This is a genomic window from Paraburkholderia sp. D1E (assembly GCF_052682275.1).
On record NZ_JBQYMB010000001.1, the window covers coordinates 4,490,876 to 4,512,883 of the forward strand.

At 58.8% G+C, this 22,008-nt stretch carries 23 protein-coding genes; 2 read left to right on the forward strand and 21 right to left on the reverse strand.

What is annotated here, in order from left to right:
- Positions 1–120 precede the first annotated feature (120 nt).
- On the forward strand, positions 121–1,023 hold the full coding sequence (locus tag ACUN0E_RS20100; protein ID WP_445567741.1) for a helix-turn-helix domain-containing protein: 903 nt from the start codon (positions 121–123) through the stop codon (positions 1,021–1,023).
- 65 nt (positions 1,024–1,088) lie between these two features.
- On the opposite strand, the gene ACUN0E_RS20105 is transcribed toward ACUN0E_RS20100, so the two are convergent.
- From ACUN0E_RS20105 to ACUN0E_RS20160, 12 genes are all read right to left on the reverse strand, one after another.
- Positions 1,089–2,048 carry a fumarylacetoacetate hydrolase family protein gene (locus tag ACUN0E_RS20105; RefSeq protein ID WP_445567742.1) on the reverse strand — a complete coding sequence of 320 codons (960 nt, stop codon included), beginning with the start codon at positions 2,046–2,048 and terminating at the stop codon, positions 1,089–1,091.
- A 150-nt stretch (positions 2,049–2,198) separates the two neighbouring features.
- Entirely contained in the window at positions 2,199–3,488 is a 1,290-nt protein-coding gene (locus ACUN0E_RS20110; protein ID WP_445567743.1) for an MFS transporter, read from the reverse strand.
- A 102-nt stretch (positions 3,489–3,590) separates the two neighbouring features.
- Positions 3,591–4,793: an acetamidase/formamidase family protein gene (locus ACUN0E_RS20115; protein ID WP_445567744.1), complete on the reverse strand. Its 1,203-nt coding sequence runs from the start codon at positions 4,791–4,793 to the stop codon at positions 3,591–3,593.
- 48 nt (positions 4,794–4,841) lie between these two features.
- Positions 4,842–5,405, reverse strand: coding sequence for a GlcG/HbpS family heme-binding protein (locus ACUN0E_RS20120; protein WP_445567745.1), 564 nt, complete (start codon positions 5,403–5,405; stop codon positions 4,842–4,844).
- Positions 5,406–5,580: 175 nt separating this feature from the next.
- The gene (locus ACUN0E_RS20125; RefSeq protein WP_445567746.1) at positions 5,581–5,913 is read right to left on the reverse strand and encodes a hypothetical protein; all 333 of its coding nucleotides are present in this window, start codon (positions 5,911–5,913) and stop codon (positions 5,581–5,583) included.
- A 104-nt stretch (positions 5,914–6,017) separates the two neighbouring features.
- Positions 6,018–7,148, reverse strand: a complete 1,131-nt coding sequence (locus ACUN0E_RS20130) for a YncE family protein (RefSeq protein WP_445567747.1) — start codon at positions 7,146–7,148, stop codon at positions 6,018–6,020.
- Positions 7,149–7,256: 108 nt separating this feature from the next.
- The gene (locus ACUN0E_RS20135; protein WP_445570484.1) at positions 7,257–8,375 is read right to left on the reverse strand and encodes a porin; all 1,119 of its coding nucleotides are present in this window, start codon (positions 8,373–8,375) and stop codon (positions 7,257–7,259) included.
- A gap of 648 nt (positions 8,376–9,023) precedes the next feature.
- Positions 9,024–10,031: an ABC transporter permease gene (locus tag ACUN0E_RS20140; RefSeq protein WP_445567748.1), complete on the reverse strand. Its 1,008-nt coding sequence runs from the start codon at positions 10,029–10,031 to the stop codon at positions 9,024–9,026.
- Positions 10,028–10,999 carry an ABC transporter permease gene (locus tag ACUN0E_RS20145; RefSeq protein ID WP_445567749.1) on the reverse strand — a complete coding sequence of 324 codons (972 nt, stop codon included), beginning with the start codon at positions 10,997–10,999 and terminating at the stop codon, positions 10,028–10,030. Before ACUN0E_RS20145 ends, ACUN0E_RS20140 begins: the two co-directional genes overlap by 4 nt.
- Before the next feature lie 3 nt (positions 11,000–11,002).
- Positions 11,003–12,514 (reverse strand): sugar ABC transporter ATP-binding protein, encoded by a 1,512-nt coding sequence (locus ACUN0E_RS20150; protein WP_445567750.1) that lies wholly within the window; start codon positions 12,512–12,514, stop codon positions 11,003–11,005.
- 95 nt (positions 12,515–12,609) lie between these two features.
- Complete coding sequence (locus tag ACUN0E_RS20155) at positions 12,610–13,608, reverse strand: sugar ABC transporter substrate-binding protein (protein ID WP_445567751.1); 999 nt, start codon at positions 13,606–13,608, stop codon at positions 12,610–12,612.
- Positions 13,605–13,784 (reverse strand): hypothetical protein, encoded by a 180-nt coding sequence (locus tag ACUN0E_RS20160; RefSeq protein WP_445567752.1) that lies wholly within the window; start codon positions 13,782–13,784, stop codon positions 13,605–13,607. Before ACUN0E_RS20160 ends, ACUN0E_RS20155 begins: the two co-directional genes overlap by 4 nt.
- A gap of 151 nt (positions 13,785–13,935) precedes the next feature.
- On the opposite strand from ACUN0E_RS20160, the gene ACUN0E_RS20165 reads away from it, so the two are divergent.
- Entirely contained in the window at positions 13,936–15,024 is a 1,089-nt protein-coding gene (locus tag ACUN0E_RS20165; RefSeq protein ID WP_445567753.1) for a LacI family DNA-binding transcriptional regulator, read from the forward strand.
- Between the two features lie 18 nt (positions 15,025–15,042).
- Here ACUN0E_RS20165 and ACUN0E_RS20170 read toward each other — a convergent pair whose 3' ends face one another.
- From ACUN0E_RS20170 to ACUN0E_RS20210, 9 genes are all read right to left on the reverse strand, one after another.
- The gene (locus tag ACUN0E_RS20170; RefSeq protein WP_445567754.1) at positions 15,043–15,519 is read right to left on the reverse strand and encodes a helix-turn-helix domain-containing protein; all 477 of its coding nucleotides are present in this window, start codon (positions 15,517–15,519) and stop codon (positions 15,043–15,045) included.
- Positions 15,520–15,871: 352 nt separating this feature from the next.
- Positions 15,872–16,117: a cupin domain-containing protein gene (locus ACUN0E_RS20175; RefSeq protein ID WP_445567755.1), complete on the reverse strand. Its 246-nt coding sequence runs from the start codon at positions 16,115–16,117 to the stop codon at positions 15,872–15,874.
- Positions 16,118–16,218: 101 nt separating this feature from the next.
- Entirely contained in the window at positions 16,219–17,196 is a 978-nt protein-coding gene (locus tag ACUN0E_RS20180; RefSeq protein WP_445567756.1) for a quinone oxidoreductase family protein, read from the reverse strand.
- Positions 17,197–17,205: 9 nt separating this feature from the next.
- Positions 17,206–17,745: a gamma carbonic anhydrase family protein gene (locus tag ACUN0E_RS20185; protein WP_445567757.1), complete on the reverse strand. Its 540-nt coding sequence runs from the start codon at positions 17,743–17,745 to the stop codon at positions 17,206–17,208.
- Positions 17,742–18,623: a 3-keto-5-aminohexanoate cleavage protein gene (locus ACUN0E_RS20190; RefSeq protein ID WP_445567758.1), complete on the reverse strand. Its 882-nt coding sequence runs from the start codon at positions 18,621–18,623 to the stop codon at positions 17,742–17,744. Before ACUN0E_RS20190 ends, ACUN0E_RS20185 begins: the two co-directional genes overlap by 4 nt.
- Positions 18,624–18,640: 17 nt before the next feature.
- Positions 18,641–19,390, reverse strand: coding sequence for an SDR family NAD(P)-dependent oxidoreductase (locus tag ACUN0E_RS20195; RefSeq protein ID WP_445567759.1), 750 nt, complete (start codon positions 19,388–19,390; stop codon positions 18,641–18,643).
- Positions 19,391–19,404: 14 nt separating this feature from the next.
- Entirely contained in the window at positions 19,405–20,247 is an 843-nt protein-coding gene (locus tag ACUN0E_RS20200; protein ID WP_445570485.1) for a dioxygenase family protein, read from the reverse strand.
- A 264-nt stretch (positions 20,248–20,511) separates the two neighbouring features.
- A complete protein-coding gene (locus tag ACUN0E_RS20205) occupies positions 20,512–21,633 on the reverse strand; it encodes a porin (protein WP_445567760.1) in 1,122 nt (373 codons plus the stop codon).
- An 11-nt stretch (positions 21,634–21,644) separates the two neighbouring features.
- Positions 21,645–21,998, reverse strand: a complete 354-nt coding sequence (locus ACUN0E_RS20210; RefSeq protein WP_445567761.1) for a Rieske (2Fe-2S) protein — start codon at positions 21,996–21,998, stop codon at positions 21,645–21,647.
- Between the last annotated feature and the right edge of the window lie 10 nt (positions 21,999–22,008).

A 22,008-nucleotide genomic window follows, 5' to 3' on the forward strand; every position in this document is an offset into this window, starting at 1 on the left:
CTGCAGTCCTTACTTTTGATTAAGTGTCGTCTATGCACGCTGTCGATAGACGGCCTTTCCGCAGTCCCGCGCAGCTTATCGAAGCGTCTTTTTTGTATCCATGGAACCCGGCAAAGCGCAATGCACCGCCTCGTTCAACGAGGAGAAATGTTTGGCATGACAACCGTACCAATTGATGGCGACAAGCCCGTCTGGATTCTGCAAGGAAGTTTTGGGCGAGCAACGGTGAACTTCATTAGCCGTGCGCTTGTCGCTCACGCCCATTCCCAATACCAGTTCCTTTTCAAGCTTGGTGGAAGCAATTGCAAATTCCACGTCGGCACAGACGATTGCGCGCTTACGGCCGAGCGGGCCATCTGCCTGAATCCATGGCTCGAACACTCGAAAAGCAGTAACGACGACGAGCCTTCCCTGATTCTTTCGCTCGTGATCGAAGCAGCCTGGCTGCGCCAGCAACTGAAACTCGCTGAAAACGGCACCGCGAGTATTTTCCCGAGAGCCGAGGTCGTCGTCACGCCGGACGTGCGACATCATGTGGATCGTATCGCTGCGGTCATCACAAACCACCTGGTCGCCCAGGACGACGATTGCATGCCTATTCTTGCGGATCTGGTGACCACGCTCGGTCGCGATTTTGCCGATCCTGCGTTGACGGCTGGACTTGTCCCATCAGGCAGACCGATCGATTTTCGCATCCGCAAAGCGGTCGATTTCATCAAGCAGGCGTCAGTCACGAATCCCACCGTCGCTCAGGTGGCGGCTCAAGTCGGCCTATCCAGGTCGAGATTTTTTCAGCAATTTCGACTATGCATGGGCATTTCACCGCAGCACTATATCGATTGGGTTCGCATGTCGCATGCGATCCATCTGCTTGGCGCCAGCGATAAACCGCTCTCCGAAGTTGCTGAAGAGTTGGGGTTCGAAGAACACAGCCATTTCACACGTTTCTTCGCGCAACACATGGGGGTGCCACCCAGTGAGTTTCGCAGGCATTCGGTGACGCTGGATAATCAGCGAGGCTAGGCGCCGGCGTGGAGTTCAGAATGAACTCTACGCCGCCTGAAAGCCGCAATACGCCATAAACGGAATCAGGCTGCGGACTTCTGCGTTGCGTAACCACGCTCATAGATGGAGGCATCGGCGACTACCGGATTACCGAGAACGCCCAGCCCGTCGATTTCGACCTCGACCCAGTCTCCCGGCCGCATATGCACCAGACCTGGTGTCGGAAACGGACCGTATTGACGCGAGAGATCCTGGCCCTCCACATCATCCGGCTGAGGCTTCAACGCGCCAGGCGTTCCCATCGCAATCAGGTCGCCAGGCCGCAAACGATAGCCCTGACTCAGATAGCTGATCACTTGCGCGACGCTCAACAGCATATCGTCGAGAGGTGCTCGCTGACGAACGACTCCGTTGATGCGTGTCATCACTGTGTGCTTTGCGGGATCGCCAAATTCGTCACGGGTCATCAACCACGGTCCATAGGACCCGGATGCCTCAAAATTCTTGCCAAGGCCGAATTGGCGATTGTGCATCTGGAACTCGCGAACCGATCCCTCGTTGAGGCAGGTGTAACCCGCGACATGTTCCAGCGCTCGCTCCACCGGAATATAACGTCCAGGCGTGCCGATAACGACACCTAGTTCGCACTCGTAGTCGAACGCGCGCGCAACGGATTCTGGCGGCGCCAGAATCGGCTCGCCAGCGCCGACATACGACGCAGCGGTGCGCATGAAAAGGTGGGGATATTCCTTCGACGTCTGGAGTCCCGTCTCCGCAATGTGGCTCTTGAAGTTCAACGCCAAAGCCCATATCGCGTTCGGGCGGTCCAAGAAGGGCTTGAGCGTGACGTCAGCGAGAACCTGATCGCCTTGCCGCCCTTCTGCCGCTAACCGCAAGCGTGTAAGCCCGTCTTGCTGCTCCAGAATTGAAATGAGGCTGGACGGCAGGTCCGGAGCAATGTCGGAGACAGCAACGAAATGCGTCGGGCTGGTGACGATTCCAAGTGCGATACGGCCACCATCGGAATAAGCAATAATCTTCATGATCGAGAATGCCTTTGCGTTGGATTAAACAGCTGGATTTGCAGTCCGAATGCGGGGGGGGCGCCGTGCCAGGTGCATCGCTAGCGGCAGCAAGGTACGGGCGCTTTCGGGATCCATTGACGACATGTCAGTAAGCGGAAGTCGCAAGTCTCAGTTCTCCACTGCGGCGCTATCGGGAAACTTTTGAACCGCTCTACGACCGATCAACGATAAGGCGGCGAGCGCAAGGATCGCAGCACCGGCGGGCACAATGGCGGTAAGAAAAATGTCGCGCACTGGCCAGCCGAGGGACAGTAAGCCCCCGCCAATCGCCGGTCCCACGAAGGAACCGACCCGCCCGATCGCATGTCCCCAGCCGACCCCGGTCGCGCGTATCTCCGGCGGATAGAAGGCGACTGCGAGCGCGGTCTGGCCCATGATGCCGTTCACCAGACCGGCACCGATCACACCGATGAGCAGCAGGACGATGCCGGGCGTCACCACCACCTGACTAAGGCCGGCAATGCTGAGCATCACGAGCAACAATCCCAGAACCAGAGCCGATTTCACCCTAAGCCTACCGGCAAGCGTCATCACCGCGACGGCACCGGTCATCACAATGTTCCCGCTCAGACCACCGATACTGAAAGCCGCCATGCCGACCGACGCGTGGTCCGTTGAGAAGCCAAAATCCACCAGCAGCGTCGGCACCCAGAACAGCAGTGCGTAGACATCCATGAAAATCAGGAATGAAAACAGCCACAACAGGCACGTGTAGGCACCCAGACCATTTTCGAACAACGCCTTGAGCGGGTTGGACGCACGCGCGGCGCCGGCATCGGTTATCACCGGGCTGCGCGCCGGGAGGATGCGGAAAAACGCGGGAACCAGCAGGAAAGGAAGCACACCGCCGGTCACAAAGATAGACTGCCAGCCAAAGTGACCCATCAACGCGCCACCCGCCACGCCACCCGTGACTGCGCCCACGGACATGCCGGTCGTAACGAGCAGGGACGCCGCCACCTTATGCTTCGCGCCGATGATGCCGGCCGCCGCCGTAATGGCGATCGGCAACGCCGCGCCCAGACCGATGGCCGCCGCGAGACGCATGACCGACAGACTGGCGATACTGTTTGCATACGCCGTCAGCAGCGTGCTCCCGGCAAATAGCACAACGCTGGCAACACCAATGGCACGGTGCCCGAAACGTTGAGCGAGCGGACCGGAAACCATGAAACCGATCGCCGCGCCAATGTTCGTCGCCACGAAAACGGTCGTGAAGAGCGCTGGCGCCAGGTGCCATTCATGAGCGAGTTTTGGCACAACAAAGGAGATCGACGTGGTATTGAATCCGTCCAGAACGATCACCAGGAAGCACACCAGCAGGGCCAGCACGGGCCCTGCACGGCGCGTCTTCGCGAGGGCGCTCTCGATAGACGGCTTCGGGTCTTTCGTATTCATCGGATCATCTCCATTGCAACTCGTACACGGGCACACCACCCGGCTGACATGCCGTAGCCACGCGCGAGCAAACATCGATTGAACTGACGCACCATCATGGCTTCAGGCCCTTGTGAACGCTGCGATGCGTCGCTGAAGCGCGGGGGTAAATATCCGCTTGGGAAGCATGCAATGAATACCCTTGGGCGGAATAGTCGCGTAGACCGTTCCGGTCTGATTGGCGTATTGCGTCACACGGAAACTGCCAGCCACGCTATAGATTCCGTAGCAATCTTCCGGTGCAATGCCGGTGGCCGCGGACAGCCAGCTGATCATCTGGCGCAGGCAGGCAACCAGCGAATTCTCGAGGGTGTCGGAAAACCCGAAACCGATCCAGTGGTCAGGTGTCTCCGCCATCGGCACATTCAGCGCAGCGCCCTTGTGCACTATGTACTGGATACGCATCTCTTCGAAGGCCGTCTCAATCGAAGTCTGATCGACGTTGCCCTCACCCGAGGCCCCCATGGAGCCGCCTGTCCACACCCGCGCGCCGCTCACCTGTACAGGCAGGAAGATCGACGTGTCCACGCCCAGCACGGCACAATCCAGATTGCCGCCGTAATTGCCGGCCAGATTCGCGCTGATGGGTTTCTCGCCGGTCGGCTGCGTGGCGATATACGCCTGGAATGGCTTCAGCGGAATGTTGACGCCGGGCACGTACGCGGCGGCGGTCCTGTCCTTGTCGAATTTCAGATAGCGCAGGTAAGGCTTGAAATCGTGCGGCAATGCGCCGACGCCGGGAGGCGCGGAATTCCAGCCCCAGTCGATCGGCCGCATCTTCAACATACGACATTCGACCAGATCGCCCGCTTCGGCACCAATGATCGAAACGGGTCCGATCAGCGAGAAGGCACCGTTGGGATACTTTTTTCGAATCGGCTCGCGCTCCTTGAAGCCCATCCCATACTTTGCCTCATTGCCCCAATTGGTCCACGTGCCGTCATACCAGACGGTATCGCCCGACTTGATCGTGACCGCCGTCGGTGCACTGGGCTCGATCTGTCCAACCCTGACCGTGTCCAGCGACGGCACCAGTTTGATAGTCTGACCTTCGCGCGAGGGTGCCGCAACAGGCGCCTCCTGAGACGTGCCACTTTGCGCGCGAGTGGCGCCGGACAATCCTAAAGCGCCCGCCGCAAACGCACCGAAACCAAGCTTCAGAATCGATCGGCGGCAAGCGTCGGTAGCATCACATGTCGATGCATGCCTGTCGTCCATGGCGCCTGTTACGCCCACTGCATCGCGTTGTTCTGTTTCACGTTTCATGAAAATCTTCCCAATATCGTTTCTATCGTTTCAATAGGACACGACGTGTCATCGCACAGTCGTTGCACCGATTGCTTCAATGGCACCCTTGACGACCTGATCATCGATCTCAGAGGGCGCACCACTCGCGCCGACAGCACCTAGCAGATGCCCGTCGACAAAGACAGGAAACACACCCCGTCCCGGCAGAAACGGAGCGAAATACCCCACACCGGAAACATTGCTGTACTCCGAAGGATCGTCCTTGAAACGCTGCTCCAGCGTCGCACCGGACTGACCGCCGAGCGCAACGGAGGCAAACGCTTTGCCGCGCGCGAAATCAACGCTGACAAAGGGCGCGCCGTCCATGCGCACGGCCATGATGAGGTGACCTCCCGGGTCGAGCACGGCGAAACTCATCGCGAGATGGCGGCTCTGCGCGGTTGCCGTTGCGATTTCAACAAGCTTCATTGCCTGCTTCAGGCTCAGCGAATAGCTTGCAAGCGGGGACGCTGCCTGCTGCGCTTCAGTCGTGTCGGCTGCGCTAACGTTGCTCAGGAAAGCGAGGCATGCAGAACCAAGTAATGCGGCCAATACGACCTTTTTTGACGGAAATGAACGACAGAATCTCAAACCAGTCTCCTCTTCATGACAACTCGAGCAGCGCTCGATAGATGAAGCTTATGCTGGAGGGCGCGCGTCGCTATAACCAGAAAGATTGCTCGCTTACCAACACGTCCGATCATCTTTTTGATCCGACTTATCGCTGAGGACGCAGCCCCCAGCGCCACCCTTAATGCTGAGCGTGTTATTGACCTGATGCGGACGCCGGCGTAGCGTGTTTTGATGCAGCAGCCTTTCGCTCCGCATCCATCAGATTCTGCGGATAGTTATCCTGATTGCCTGACTCCCGATAGCCGTTCTTTTCGAGTGCCTTCAACTCGGCGTTCTTCTTTTCCCGCCGGGCCTTGCGCGCAGCCTTACGCTGAGCTTTGGCGACCTGCTTTGGCGTTGATGCGCTCATGGATGCGGACGCTTGCTCCCCACTAGCCGGTTGTTGAGCCATCGCCACAGGCGCCTCGACAAGCATCAAGCCAAGCGATGCGACGAGTGCAGCTGAAACTGCACGAAACTGGACCATGATTGAGTCTCTTTGAAAGTTGAATGACTGAAGTTAGATGGGTCGCGACGCCGCAAACTTTGTCGTCCGGCGCACGCTCTCGCGCCGGACGACCGCCGGATCGCTTACTGGGTCGCGAATACCGCTACGCCGGCGCCCGCGAACTGCTCCGAGTGACCCGGGCTGTGCGGCACGAAGACACGATGAGACTCACCGTCCACCGCCACCGAGTGCGCGCCCGCCGTGGTCGGAACAATCGCGACGATGCTGCGCGTAGCGGCGTCGACAATGCCGAGCGCCGGGTCGAACTTCGCCGTCTTGCTGCCAACCTGCGAGACGTTGTCCGCCGAACGGTGACCGGCAGCCAGGAAATAGCGATTCGACACCGGGTCGTACACGGCTTCGTCGGTGCCGCCAAACGGCAACTCGGCGACCGTTTGGCCGTTCGTACGGTCGATGATCACCGTGGTCTGCTTGCCCCCCTCGTCCGGATCACATCCGATCAGTGCATCGTTGCCCGGGCCCATTGCGAGACCAGTCGGACCTTCACAGCCTTTCAGCGTGAATACGTTCGCAACGATGGGCTTGCCTTCGAGAACCGACGCGACCGGAATTACATCAATCTCTCCTTTCGGATTGGCTTTCGTACCATCGTTGTTCAATACGAAGTTCTTGCCCTTCGGGTCATACCCGCACGCTTCAAGACCGGTCGAGCCCTTCAGCGTGAGTTTCCCGATCACCGCCTGGGTCTCGGTATTGATAAAGGTGGCAAACGGTGGCTCCTCCGCGCCACTCGAGAACATCACGACATGATGCTCCGGGTCCAGACAGCTCTCGTCGGCGCGGATGCCGGACGTGCTGACGGTAATGGTCTTAACCAGCTTTTTGGCTGCGACGTCGATCACCTTGACCGTGTTGACGTCGCCCACGTACACCACTGACGTGCCCGGCACAGGGGTGACCCCCGACGGCCCCGATTTGTCATGGTTGGGTCCAATGCCAGCGAAGTCCGCCTTAATCTGGTCGAGCAGCGTAGCCGTTTTCGTGTCGAACACGTCCAGCGTCGCGTTCGCTCCGTCCGCAAGGTAGTACTTGCCGTCCGCCGATGCGCTGATATCGAAGCCGAACGGCTTGGCGCTCGCCACCGGAATATTCGCAAGCCATTTGGGTGCGGTCTCAGCCGCGTCGCTCGCCCACGTATATGCGCCGACCGCCAAAGTACCGGCTAAAGCCAGTCCAAGGTATGTACGTTTCATGTGTTGACTCCTCCAATCAGTCGTTAAAATTTCCAGTCGCAGCTGGGGCGGGGAATACTTCCCCAATTCGGTTATCGCAACGCAGACAAATCCGCGAAATAAGGGTGCTTAGAAAGCGTGATACATACCGATTCGCACGTCAGCCTGCTGACCTGCCAACGAGGGCGCGAAACTCCCGCCGATGACGGCATCCACACCGGATGACGCCTTCAGGTAATCCGAGGAGATATAAACCTGGGTGCGTTTCGACAGCGAATAAAGCGCCGCGGCAGTCACCTGATTCCACGTGTGGCCCTCGAAGCCGGTGTGCTGATAGCCCAAAACAAGCTGCGTGGCAGGCGTGACCTGGTAAGTCGCACCGGTTTCATAGACATGCATGACCGATGTCTGTGCCTGATACTTCAGGACGGTGTCGCTGAAGTCGCCATAGAGAGTAAAGTCTCCAATCGCGTACGATGCGCCGATCCCGAACGTTCCCAGAGAGCTGAGCTGGAACTCGGGCATCAAATCCGTCGCGGTATTGTTCGACACTGTGGCGACAGGCACATTGAAGAACGTGTGGACGCCAATTTGCGCGTAAGGGTCCAACGTGGGCTTGGCTTGATACGTGTACGCTGCCCCGAGAATCAGAGGTCCATTTGTGTACTGCAAACCGGCACTCCAACCGCTTCCATCATGAAAACTTCCCGCCGTATTGCTAAACCCGTACATCGCGCCAAACGTGAAACCTCCCCATACAGGACTCGTGTACTTTATGGAGTTCTTTATGCGGTCATTGTTGGTGTGGTCAAAGTCACCCTGGTGGATCGCGTAGCCGCTGCCGGAGGCGCCCACGTTGAACTGCCCAAAGAAATCCGCGCTGAAATCGAACTGATTGCCCATTGTCAGCGTGCCGTAGTCAGTCTGCAGACCCACCCAGGCTTGCTGGCCAAATAAGGTATTCGGCTGATTGAGTTGACCGTTGTTCAGGTTAAACAGCGTCGACAACTTGAACACGGTCTTGACACCACCGCCCATATCTTCGGTGCCCGTCAATATCCACAGATTCGGAAACAGCACACCACTATCGGCCCTGTAATTGTGGTGACCGCCATCGTTGTCGACGAACGTGATACCGTCATCCAGTTTGCCCGCCATCGTGATGCTACTCTGCGCAAAGCTCGCACAGCTCAAACCAGCGCTGCACAGCCCCGCACCAATGACTGCGGCAATCGTCCTTCGTTTCATGTCGTCCTCACTCGCTCTAAGTAATGGATTCACCGCCAGCCGCTTCCGACTTCACAGCTCGCATTTATATATTCGTTGTACGAATCGTCCAGGCAGGAAAGATGGGCTAGAAGAAACACACGACGCACCTGCAAGACAACCAGATTGCCTCGGTCGTCGCCTTAGCCGGCTTTCCGACCTGCCACCACGCCAAATCCTTCCTCAAGCCAAACTATGCAAAGTTCATGCAATCGATTGCATTTTATTACGCGAAATTTCCTGGCAAAAGAGTTTATTGATTCTCGTTTTCCCCTGGCATTTCGATTAATCAGACGAGATTTATTAAACAATCCATTGCTTAATAGTCCGTACTAGTATCAGTTATTTCGGGAGCACCGTGATCGTTGATCGTCCTATTCTCCCGGTGCGTTCTCGACCGCCCCGGCTATCAACTTTGTTTGTATCGGCCGAGTCGTTATCCAGATAATACGGAACATCGGGTTAAAGTCCTTGACCTCGCAGTCTCGCCGCTTATCAAAGCGTCCGTTTTCGTAACTAACGGTAATCGGACATAGCGACAACGGCGGCAAAGAGCAGGCCAAAGAGCAGGCAAGACGAACAACGCAACGAGCGACAAACAACCCTGAGGTCATTTATCGCCCGGCAGAGTCAGCCGATCCGCTCTTTTCTGCCCCGTCCGAGCACGTCCGCGAGCACGGCAATGAGCAAAACGACGCCAATAATCAACGGCTGCCAGTTTGCGTTGAGGTTCAGGAGGTTCATCCCGTCGATCACGAGCGCGAGAATGAGGCACCCGGACAACGTGCCCAGCAAGCTCCCTGCCCCACCGAACATGGACGTGCCACCGATCAATATGGCCGCAATAACGGGAAGCAGCAGCGGCTCGCCCATGGCCGAATCTGCTGCATTGACCCGCGCGAGATAGATGAGCGCGGCAATCCCGGACATCGAGCCACTTATCGTATAAACAGCAATTTTGCGCCGACGCACCGGTATGCCTGAGAGCCTCGCAACCTCGCTATTGGCGCCAATCGCATAGATTTCCCGGCCGAAATTGAGCCCTCCCGTGACGATCGTCGCACCAACCAGCACGAAAACCATCATGTAGACGGGCAACGGTATGCCGCCAAGGAATCCTGTGCCCAGTGTTCTGAACCCCGTCGGAAAGCCGTAGATTTCGTTACCGCCCATGTAATGGAACGCGAGCCCCTGAACGACCCAAAGCATCCCATAGGTGGCAAGAAACGGTGGAAGCCGCAGCAACGTCACGGCGAGACCATTGAGCAGGCCGATCAGCGTACTGCATGAAAGCGCGGTTGCGGCCGCCAGAATCGGCGAGCCGCCTGTCTTCATGACACCCGCCGCCAGACAGGCCGACAGCGTGAGATTGGCCGCGATCGAGAGATCAAAGCCACCTGACAGGATCACCAACGTGAGCCCGGAGGCGAGCAGGAACATCAAGCTGGCCTGGCGCAGAACGTTGAGCAGATTGGGGGTTGTGGAGAACGCAGAAGTCGCGAACGCCAATGCCATCGCAATCAGAACAATGAGTACTGCGCGATAAATCAGCGTGGCCGTTTCCTCGCGAACATGATGACGCACATCCAGTTGGCTGACGCGGGACCATACAAAGCGGGAGTTGTTCAGAATACTCATGCTTTCGCTCCATTGGCTCTGGACTTGCGCACACTATCGATAACAACGACGAGGAGCACCAGCATCCCGACTGAAACAACCTGAAGAGAAGACTCAATACCAAGGAGATTCAAGGCATTGCGCGAGACACCGATCGTCAAGACGCCCATGACGGTGCCGAACAGCCATCCCTCGCCACGCTCGAAAGACGTGCCACCCAGGACCACGGCCGCAATGGCGTCGAATTCCATGCCGATCGCCGAAGCAGGCTCTGCAGAATTCATTCGACCGACCAGCACCAGCGCCGCCAATCCGACCATCAAGCCACCGAAGACATAGATCGCAATGTGAAAGGCCTTGGCCTTGATACCGGCGAGAAGCAGCGCATCCCGATTACCGCCGATGGCGAACACGTAGGTACCAAACCGGGTGTGATACAACAGAAGATGGGTGAGTGCATACGCGAGGAGTGCAAAAATCACCGGAAATGGAATGCCGAAAAGGGTCCACGCGTAGAGCTGAGCTACGCTGGGGTTCCCGACGACAACCGCATTGCCGTCTGTCAGCACTAGCGCGATACCGTGGGCAATGCCGAGCGTACCGAGTGTGACAACAAAGGGAGGAAGCCCCAGCTTCGCAATGAGTGCGCCGTTGAAGAGGCCTGCCAGCATCCCCACTGCCACTGAAGCACATAACGCCAGCGCGATGCCCCACCCCAACCCCAGAGCCTGAGCGAAAATGACCGCACAGAGACTGAGGAGCGCACCGACAGAGAGGTCGAGCCCCTCGCTCAGGATGACAAGCGTCATCGGCATGGCAATCATGAGCAGGATCGAGACCTGCAATCCGATGTTCGTGAAGTTGCCACTCGATGCAAACCCGGGCACACCGAGCATCGCCGCCACCGCAAGTACACCGCTCGCTGCGACAATCGACGGTACGGGTCGTCGTTTCGGTATCACACTGACTCTTTCAATGCTTGCTTCCATGATTTAACTCCCGTGCATCGCCAGGCGAAGAATGTTCTGTTCGCTCAAGCTTTCTCTGGGCAATTCACCCGAGATCACGCCTTCGCGCATGACGTAGGCGCGATCGCAAACGTGAACAATCTCCGTCAATTCAGAACTGATGAGCAGAACGGCGGCACCGTCTTTGATTAGTTTCTCGATCAGATTGAAAATTTCCGTCTTTGCGCCGATGTCAATGCCGCGCGTCGGCTCATCGAATATGAAGAGCCGACAGCCGGCACTGAGCCATTTGCCAATCACGATCTTCTGCTGATTGCCACCGCTCAGAACGCGGGCGCTCTTACCGGGGTCACCGGGCGCGATTCGCAGTGAATCGATGAGCGCTTTAGTCGCATTCCTTGCCTTCTCCGCTTGATACCACCCTCTCGGAAAGAGTTTCCACAGGCTGGCAGTGAGCAGGTTATCGTGCACGGAGCGCTTCAGCGCAAGTCCCTCCTGCTTCCGGTTCTCAGGAATCAAACCCACGCCCATCGCCGCCACTTTGTGAGGACCGCCGGTCACAGCCTCCCCAAAGACGGTGACCTGGCCGGTTTGAATCGGGTCTGCGCCGAAGACAGCCCGCACGACCTCCGTGCGCCCTGCGCCGACAAGTCCCGAGAGTCCGACGATCTCGCCGCACCGGACCTGCAGATCGACACCTCGAACGCCTGTTGTGGTGGTCAGCTGGCGCACGTCGAGCGCGACCTTGCCTGGCTCGCCGAAATATTGGCGCTTGTACACCGTTCCGACTGACCGGCCAACCATCAACGCGATCAGTTCATCAGGTGTCGCGGCGGAAGCCAGCATCGACTGCACCAGACGGCCGTCGCGCAGTACCGTGACGCGATCGCCCAGGTCGAACACCTCCTTCATACGATGGGAGATATAGACAATCGCGACACGGGATGTGCGCAGTTTCCTGACGACACTGAACAGTGCCTCGGCCTCACGATCGGAAATCGCCGCCGTCGGCTCGTCCATGACCACCACGCGGGCATCGTGCGAGAGCGCCTTCGCGATCTCCACCATCTGTTGCTGTGCGACGCCGAGGTCGGCCGCGTACGCATGAGTATCGTAGGCAAGCCCAAGTTCTTCCAGCGCGGCGCTGGCGTCGAGATGCATCTTGCGATGATCGATCAGACCAAAGCGATTACGTGGTTCGCGCCCCAGGTAAATGTTCTGCGCGATGTTCAGATACGGTACGAGGGAGAACTCCTGGAAGATCACCGCAATGCCGAGTCGTTTGGCATCAGCAGGCGACTCGATTGTTATCGGTAGACCGTCGCTAAAGAATTCGCCCGAGTCGGCTCTGTACGCACCGAACAGTACCTTCATCAAGGACGACTTCCCTGCGCCGTTCTCGCCGAGAAGCATATGCACTTCACCGGCATACAGCTGAAGGTCGACGTCAGTCAGGGCTCGCACGCCGGGGAAGCTCTTGCAGATCTTGCGCAGCTCCAGGAGAGGCACGCCACCGGTCGGAATCGTTGTTTCCATGTTTGCCTTCACGTTGCGACTTGAGCAATCACTGACGATGCTGGCGTATCGTTCAGGCGATATCCGGCACCGCGACAGCGCGAACCCCTGCCTCGTTAGTTACTAACGATTTCGTCCCATTTCGGACACTGCCGTTTGTCGCCCGGCACTTCGAATGGCGCGTAATTCGTCTTGTCGATGACGATGCCCTTGATCAGAATGGTCTGCGGAACGGACTCCTTGCGCACCGTCCTCACGGCCGCCATCGTGGCAATGCAGCCCATCTTGTAGCCGTTGAATTCCGCGGTCGCCAACAGTCGACCATCCTTGATGGCTTTGACCGACTCCGGCACGCCTCCGATACCGACCACCTTGACCTGCTTCTGACCGGCCGCCTCCAATGCCTCAATGGCCCCCATCGCCATCACGTCCGCCGCCGCGAGAACACCGTCGATCTTTGGATTCGACTGAATCAGGTTCTCCATGACTTGAAGCGCCTGCAAACGCTGATAGTTCGCAGGCTGGGATGCGAGGAGCCTGACATTCGGAAACTCCTCCAGCGCCTTGTGAAAACCGCGTACCCGCTCGTCACTCGTGGTGGAACCCTTCACACCTTCAAGGATGACGACATTGCCTTTTCCGCCCATGCTCTTCAGCAGATAGCGGCCGACATCCAGCCCCAGATTGAAGTCATCGGCAACGACAACGGAGGCAAATTTTCCACCTGCGACCCGATCGTTGTAGTTGATGATCGGGATGCCAATCGCGTTGACCTTCTCGATCTCCGGAACGACGCCGTGCGGATTCACGCCCATGAACAGCACGACGCTGGGTTTCTTGACGCTGACGTCTTCGAGTTCGCTGAGCTGCTCGCCAAGATCATTAGGTCGCGTCGGCGCGTAATGGGTCACCGAAACGCCGAGTTCCTTTGCTGCCGCGTCGACGCCGGCGTGGACGAGTGCGAAATGGGGATCAACCTGATTCTTGTAAAAGGCCGCAACGCTCTCGCCTGTTGCAAATGCGTTTGGCCCTGTAGCAATACCCAGTGCGAACGCACAGGTGATGAGAATGCGTTTTTTCGCCAGTCGGCTCGTCAATTCTGTCGTCAGCTTCAAGGTCGTCTCCGTTTAACTGTTTTTTGGCGGGCCTCAAGCGAGTGCCCGAGTCCGATACGCCAGCCCGGTTGCAGGAATGCTTCCCGGGAAGCATCTCCAATTTTGCGCACAATCAATGCAATCGTTTGCTTAAAAATAAACCAACTATTAAGCTGTTGCTGCATCGCGCCTGCCATCTATGCCCTTCTTCATCTTGACAAATTTTATGCAAACGTATGCATATACTATCCCGACAGATGTCTTTGTCAATTCATTTATGACGCTCAACGCATAGGGTTTGTACCTGCAACATTGAGAGCAACCCTTTGCACCTATACAATGACTTCCATGGCCAAAACATCAGAATCCCGGGCAACGAGCCGCGTCACCATTCGCGAAGTCGCGCTGCATGCGTCTGTCAACGCGTCGACTGTCTCGCGCGCCCTCAATCCTGCAACCCGTCACCTGATTGGGGACGAAGTCGTCCGCAGAGTGTTAGCGTCCGCGAAATCGCTGGGTTACCGGCAGAACAAGCTCGCGTCCGCGCTTCGCGGCGGCCAGTCAAGGGTGGTCGGGGTGTGCCTGCCCGATATCGAGAACCCGGTATTTCCGCCGATTGTCTGTGGCATTGAAGAAGAACTCGCAGCCGAAGGCTATGGCGTCCTCATCGCCAACACCGTTGGCACGTTGAAAGACCAAGAACGCATGCTCGAGCAGATGCTTGAGCGCCAGGTCGACGGCCTGGTCCTCGCAACCGCGGCTCGTCACGACCCGCTAGTACGGCGTTGCATTCTCGATGGCATACCCCTCGTGCTGGTGAATCGAGCGGAGGAAGGCGGACAGGTGCCGGAAGTGATCAACGACGACTTCCTCTCCATGAAGCTTGCGGTCGATCACCTGGTGAAGCTGGGGCACAAGCGAATTGCACATCTCGCCGGCCCTGAGCGCCTCGCAACCGGGCTCTCCCGAATCCAGGGCTTCCAGATGGCGACACAGCAGCATCGCTTGACCGGGACCGTTATCCTCGAGGCCGCCGAGTTCACGCGTGAAGCGGGCCGTGTGGCCTGCGACCAACTGCTGAAAGAGCACAGAAGCGTGACTGCGATCATTGCCGCCAATGACCTGATCGCGCTGGGATGCTATGAAGTGTTTGCGGAACAACGTCTGGTGTGTCCGAAGGATATGTCGCTCATCGGTCACAACGACATGCCGCTTCTCGACATGCTCCATCCACCATTAACCACGCTGCGCATCCAACACCGCGAAATGGGCCGCCAGGCCGCAAGACTGCTGCTCGGGATGATCGCGACACCCGGCACGGCCCCACACCGCATTACACTCCCTCCCGAACTGATGGTTCGCGGTTCGACCGCCATGCCACGCAACGCGCCGCTACGAGCAAGAGCACCGAAAACCGCGCCCGCTTTTCCGGAGTGAGCACAGAAGCGCTGAGGTTCAACCTGAAGCGCTTCGCTCAGGCGGCCTGATGCGCTGAAGCGCGAGCCATTCGCGCGGCGCATTGCCGATCCGTGATTTGAAGAACGTCGAAAACGCGCTCGATGTAAATCCAAGAACACGGGCTGTCTCAGCCACGGAAATCCCGTGCACAAGTGCGCACATCGCCGCACCTACCTGCACCTCCCGGCGCCATCGGCCGACGCTGGCGCCCAGTTCCCTGGTAAAGATCCGGCTCAAGGTACGGCAGCTGACTCCGGCCCGGCTTGCCGCTTCCTCGAGCGCCATATCCCTGGTCGGATGCATGAGCAGCTCCTCGCATAGCGCCGCGACGCGGCTTCCCGATGACGGCATGTGGACAGCAAAATGCCCGGCAATTTCAGGCTCCGCACGCAACTCGTCGGCTAACAGGGCCACAACCGCGGCATATGAGCGCTCGATAATCGATCGTTGCGTCGCCGAGAAGATCGCGATCAATACGTCGGAGCAGTTTAGAACGCGCACCGCCGGTACGAAATCGGTGCTCAGGCCCGCATCGATTCGAAGCGCGCAAATATCAGCTTCGTACACCGCAGAGACGCTATGTGTGACGGACGGCGCAAGCCAGATGCCGTTGCCTTGTGTCACACAGTATGCGCGTCGCCCCGCCGTGATCCACACGCCGCCTTGCCGCACATAGAGAAAACACTCGGCAGCGGCTGTTTCGGCATGCCGCTGCTCACCGGCGCCAAGCCGTATATCCGTCGAAACACAGGTGGAGTGAATCACGGGCCACCTCTGCGGGTCGCCGTAGAAAGTACGCCAACGGTTACCACTGCCAGCCGGTTCATCAGTAGTGCTCAGGCCGCAGAAATGGCATCGCAAGCAGAATCTTCGCCGGGCTGCGGGAACGGTTGTGCAATGCCCGCCGTTCTCCCGGCGCAATGCGGCACGAATCAAATGCCGCGAGAACAACCTCGCCTTCATCGGTCACGACGGTGACTTCACCTTCCAGCACCACATAATGCTTTTCGACGGGCGACGCATCCGATGTGGTGTAGCCACTCGGCTCGATCGTCGAAACGCCTAGCCACATCGACTCTGCCGGTCCGGCTTCATGGCCTTGAAGCCGGACGCACCGCATCGAAAAGTGGTTGGGCGGAAAATATTCGGGCGCCTTGTCAAAGCGGGTTACGTTCATGGCTTAAGCAGAACCCGGTTAGCCGCGCCGCGGAAAACGGCTTGATACGCGAGCGCCGCGTCGGAGAGATCGAAGACAAAATTCTCGACGATGGGAAACGGCTTTAACGTGCCTCGTTCGAAAGCCGGTAGCAAGGCATCGAGAATGAGCGCACCTTCGGTGCTGTCGAGTGCGAGCGTGTCGATACCGACATAGGTGTGCTGCCCCCGATAGAACGTAAAGATATCAAATGGCACCGGACGTTCGATGGTAGAGATGAAAATCTGCGTCCCTCGTACCGCCATGGCCTTGTTGGCCGTTTCGAAGTATGGACTGCCAACCGTGTTGTACACGATGTCCGCGCCATGGCCGTCTGTCAATTGACGAACCACCTCGTCGAGGTTTTGCGACGAGGCGTCGATCATGGTGACGTCGGCATTCGCATGGCCGATGTACGGCGCATTCGTGCGTTCGACACCCAACACCTTCGCCCCAGCCTTGGTCGCAAGCTGTATCGCTGCCTGACCCACTTTCCCGTTCGCCCCCAGCACGAGAACGACGTCGCCTTGTTCCACCCCGCCCGCTCGTTGCAGTCCTTCGAAGGCGGTAACGAAGGGGACCCCGATCGCGCCCGCCTCCTCCATGGTCAGATTTTCCGGCTTGGCGCGCACACTGGCAGCGGGCACAGCGAGATAGCCTGCATGCGTGCCGTCGCGCCGTATACCCAGCTCGCCGCCGCTGCCCCACACTTCCTTGCCGAGCATTTCCTGCGGCCCTTCGACAACAATACCGGCGTAATCCCGGCCCGGAGTGCGCGGCCACACCGCATGCGGCATGAAGCCCAAGACAGCCTTCACGTCGCTCGGGTTCACCGCGGCGCTCACCACGCGTACAAGACACTCGGCAAAGTCGACGTCCGGCGCATCTTGCGCGCCAATGTGCAGATCGAGCGAGTCGATATCGGCGCTCTTTTCCAATACACGAACTGTTTTCATTTTTGTTTCCTAAAAGGTCAAGATGACAGGTCGAGCGGTTCTATAACGCTCGGCGAGTGCCACGTAGCGGACAGCTGACGCTGCCATTCCCTCGAATTCTTCGTCATTCAGCGTGCGCAACAGACGCGCCGGGTTTCCCGCCCACAACTCACCCGCACCCACTACCTTGCGAGGTGTGAGGACCGCCCCTGCGGCCAGCATGCCGCCTGACCTGACGACGGCCTCATCGAGTACGCGCGCACCGAACCCGACAAACCCCGTGTCTTCTATGGTGCAGGCGTGCAAAATCGCACCATGGCCAACGGTCACGTCGTCCCCGATGATGACGGGCAAACCGTTGGTCGTGCCGTGGATGACCGTGCCGTCCTGGATATTCGTGCGCATGCCGATCACAATTTTCTGGACGTCGCCGCGCAGCACGCAGTTGTACCAAATGGACGACTGACGGCCGATGGTCACGTCGCCGACAAGCGTCGTGCCATGGCCGATGTAGACGCTCGGATCCACCTCTGGCGCACCGAATACCGACGCATCGTGAAGCGCGTTCATCGTTTCAGCCCCAGAACCTCGCGCGCCTCCTGGCTGGTCGCCAGTTCGCCGCCCAGCGAATGCACGATGTCGCGCGCACGCGTGACCAGCGCCGCATTGCTTTCGGCGAGCACGCCTTTGGCGATGTAAATGTTGTCTTCAAGTCCGACCCGGACATGGCCGCCCGCCAACCATGACTGGGCAACGATCGGGAATTCGAAACGGCCGACACCGAAAGCCGACCAGACGGCGTGACGAGGTAGCAGGTTACGCGCGTAGAGAAGCGTTTCCGGACTAGCCGAGAAGCCGTATTTGACGCCCATCACCAGGGTCCAGAGCCCCGGTCCGTCAAGAACGCCTTCCTTGATCAGGTCCAACGCGAGGTGCAAGTCACCGGAGTCGAAAATCTCAAGCTCGGGCTTGACACCCGCCTCGCGGATGATGTTGGCCATGCGTGTGACATTCTTAGGTGTATTGATGACAACGTCGCCGCCGGAGTTCATCGTGTTCAGGTCGAGACTACAGATGTCCGGCCTGAGGTCGAGAATATGCTCGACGCGCCTTTCCGGCGGCAGCAACGTGGTGCCTGGCGCCGCGACTCTGGGGTCGTCGTCGCTCGGGATAAAACGGCCGCCCGGGCCTGTTGTGAGATTGATGATGAGGTCGACATTCACCGCGCGGATGCGCTCGATGACTTCCCGGTAAAGCGCCACATCCATCGAGGGTCGCCCGGTCTCGGGATCACGCACGTGAATGTGAACGGCGGCCGCGCCGGCGTATGCAGCCTCGAGCGAGGCGGTCGCGATCTGCTCGGGTGTGATCGGCAACCCCGGATGTTGCTCCAGTTTGGTGATATTGCCTGTGACAGCACAGGTGATGATGGTCTTGCGGGAATGCATATTGAGCCTCGCTGCAACTAGTTCAGGCGACGGCCACCGTCGACGACGATGGTCACCCCGGTGCTGAATGTCAGATGAGTGGCGCAGGCCTCGATGGCCGCCGCGATATCGTCCGGCGTTCCGATGCGGCCAAGCGGCGTGGTGGCAGCGACCTTGTCGTTGAAGTCATCGCCACGGCCGGGAACGAACGACGTGTCGACCACCCCCGGGGACACGTTCAGGACGCGAATGCGAGGTGCCAGTGCACGGCCAAGCGACGCCGCCATCACATCAAGCCCGGCTTTGGCCGCGCAGTAGGCAATGTTGCTGCCATTGCCCGTCGTGCCGGAAATCGAGGAAACGTTGACGACGAGACCGTCCCCCGACGCATCGAGCAATTCGCGGAACGCGCGGATGGCCGCGAATTGCCCGCGCCAGTTGACCTTCAGAATCTCATCGATCAATTCGTCGGTGAGCGCATTCAGGTCAGCATGCTTGACGGGCTGGGTGAAGCCCGCCGTGTTCACGAGAATATCCGCGCGGCCATACCGGTCGCGAACCTGCCCGGCCAGCGCGTTCAGACTCTCGCTCGCGGTAATGGATGCAAGCGCCGCACTGTGGCCCTCGCCTGGCAGATCGTCGGCCACACGCTGCGCTCGGGCGAGGTCATTCTGGCCGACCACTACGACGCGGGCGCCAGCTTGCCCAAGACGGCGGCCTGCAGCAGCGCCGATCCCTCCGGTTCCACCCAGGATGACCGCGACCTTCCCTGAAAGTGTGTTGGACACGTGAGACCTCTTCTTTACTTGATGGGGGGAGTGGGATAGGTCGGCGTTCCTTCGGCAAGAACGAAGTCGTAGTCGAGTGTGTAGTACAGCCGGTCTACATCTCGCTTCGGACCTGTGCCGGAATCGTGGCGCTCGAACGTGCCGACGAGACGGCGGTTGACACCGAACACGACATCGGAATTCAGGTGCTCCGAGTCATCGGCGAACACTTGCGAGACCAAGGTCGCGTAGCCTTCCGCGATGATGACGAAGTGCAGATGCGCTGGCCGGAACGGGTGGCGATTCTGCCTTTCAAGCAGCACGCCTACCGGTCCGTCAGTCGGCACAGGGTAGCCGGCGGGGCGCACGCTCTTGCAGGTAAACCGCCCCTCGCTGTCGGTGTAAAAGTGACCGCGCAGGTTCTTGTCGGGCTGGCTCGAGTCCTGGTTCTCGTACAAGCCGACTGGCGAGGCCTGCCAGACATCGACTTTGGCGTTGGCAACAGGCTCGCCTTTGGTGTTGAGCACGCGTCCGTTCACGGACAGCGGGGAGCCGGGTGAGTTCTCGCATGCGATGCTTTCGCCATTCGCGTACCGCGGCGAGTCACCCCGGTAGAACGGCCCCAACAAGGCGCCCGGCGTGCGACCGCTTGCGTCCGAGTTGTTCAGCAATGTAACCAGGGTCGATAGACCCAGCACGTCGGCGAGCAGAACGACCTCATTGTGCTTGTCGTTGCAAGCGAGGCCGACCGCCCTCACGAAATCAAGGCCCTTCTCGAATTCCTCGTCAGTCAGCTTCACCTGCTTAAGGAATGCGTGGCCATGCTCCACTAGCGCGTCGAGCAGCTCCTTGAGCCGAGGATTGTCGGTCTGGCTCATGGCCGCCTTGACAACCGCGGTTATCGAAGCGGCGTCGTCGACGATATTTTTTAGATGGTTCGAATTTTCCACAGGGCATCTCCATCGGTGCAATCGTTTGCATAATAAATTGCAAAAATGCCGATGTCAAAGCTTAAAGATGCCATAGTTAACCCTGGCTACGCGGGTAGACAGGGTGATGCAGGAATTTTCGAATTACGCAACCGATTGCGTTTGAATGGCTGCGCCGCAGCCAGTTAGCGTCCCGCCTTTAGCCGAACCCTCTCAGAAACTCGTGCGCAAACCAATGCGCGCAAGCGTCTGCGACCGGTTGCTCGCCGCGCCGTCCGGCTGCAACAAGCCGTTGATCCACGCTCGCGTCACTGCCGCATCGCCACTCGCGCGCTGATAGATCGCTTCGACGTAACCGGTGGTGCGCTTCGAAAAGTTGTATTGCAGCGCCGTGGTGATTTGCTGTGCCTTGTTGTCCAGCAACACGTCGTTGCCTTTCATGTACGCATAGTCGAGGCCGAGGGTCCAGGACCCGGAGATTGTCCACGCGGCCCCGCCCTTGTAGACATCGATCTTCGCGCCGCTCGCAGTATTTTTTGTGTTCGTGTACAGCAGCATCGCCAGCACGCTGCCTAAGTTATAGTGCGCGCCGACGCCGAAGTTGCGGATACCGTCGTGGCCGTTGCCCAGTTGCGGATACTTCACTTCCACATACGCCGCACCCACGCCCAATGGACCATTCGCATAGTTCGCGCCGAAGCTCATGGTCGAGTCTTCTGAAAACGAACCCGGCACACCACCAAAGCCGTAGAGAGCGCCGAGAGTGAAGCCAGAGATATCCGGGCTGCGATACTTGACCGAGTTTCCCACACGCGTTGCACCCGCCATGCGGTCAAAGTCGAACGAGCCGGTTGGATTGTTTGGCACGCCCAACGCAGTAAACGGCCCCTGACGAAAATCGTAGATACCGCCGAACAGGAACGCGCCGTCATACAGTCCGAGCGTCAGCGTCTCGAACATGAAGTCATACTGATTGCCGAAGGTCAACGAGCCGAAGCGGTCGTTGGTGAGTCCCACCAGGGCTGTGCGATTGAAAAGCTGTCCTGCGCCGGGAATCGTCGCGCCGCTGCCCAGATCGAACTGCGACGTGAGTTCGAAGATCGCCTTATTGCCACCCCCCAGGTCCTCGCTGCCTTTAAAGGTCAGCAAATTCGGCGACAGCACGCCGCTGTCGAACAGCGTTGCGGCGCCGCCATGCTGGTTGTTCACATCCGTGACACCCGCATCGATCACGCCTTGCAGTGTCACACTGCTTTGCGCGCCTGCGAAACCCGGCGCCATCAAAGCGACCGTGCAGCCTGCTATCGAAAAGCGCTTCGATTTCGTCTTCTTCATGCCTGTCCCCTTCAGTCGTTGTTGAATATGTTTCGCTGCTCAATACGAATCGCAATCCGCGTGAGCGCGGCACCCTGGCACGGGCCGTCGATGCACAAGCCATCTTCGAACCGGAACATCGCGCTGTGATGCGCGCACATCAGCAGTTCCGCGTCGTAGGCCCAGAACGTGTTCGGCTCGTAGTTCAGCGGAATCGAGAAGTGCGGGCAGACGTTGCGGTAAGCCCAGGCGTCGTCGCCTCGGCGCACCACGACGATGCCAGGTGCACCGGCTTGCTCAGCGGCAATTTCCAGCGCGCCGCCGTCCGGAATATCGTCGAGCGCGCACAGAAAGCCCGCATGGGGTTCAGGACTCGCCGCGTTCATGACGTGCCCT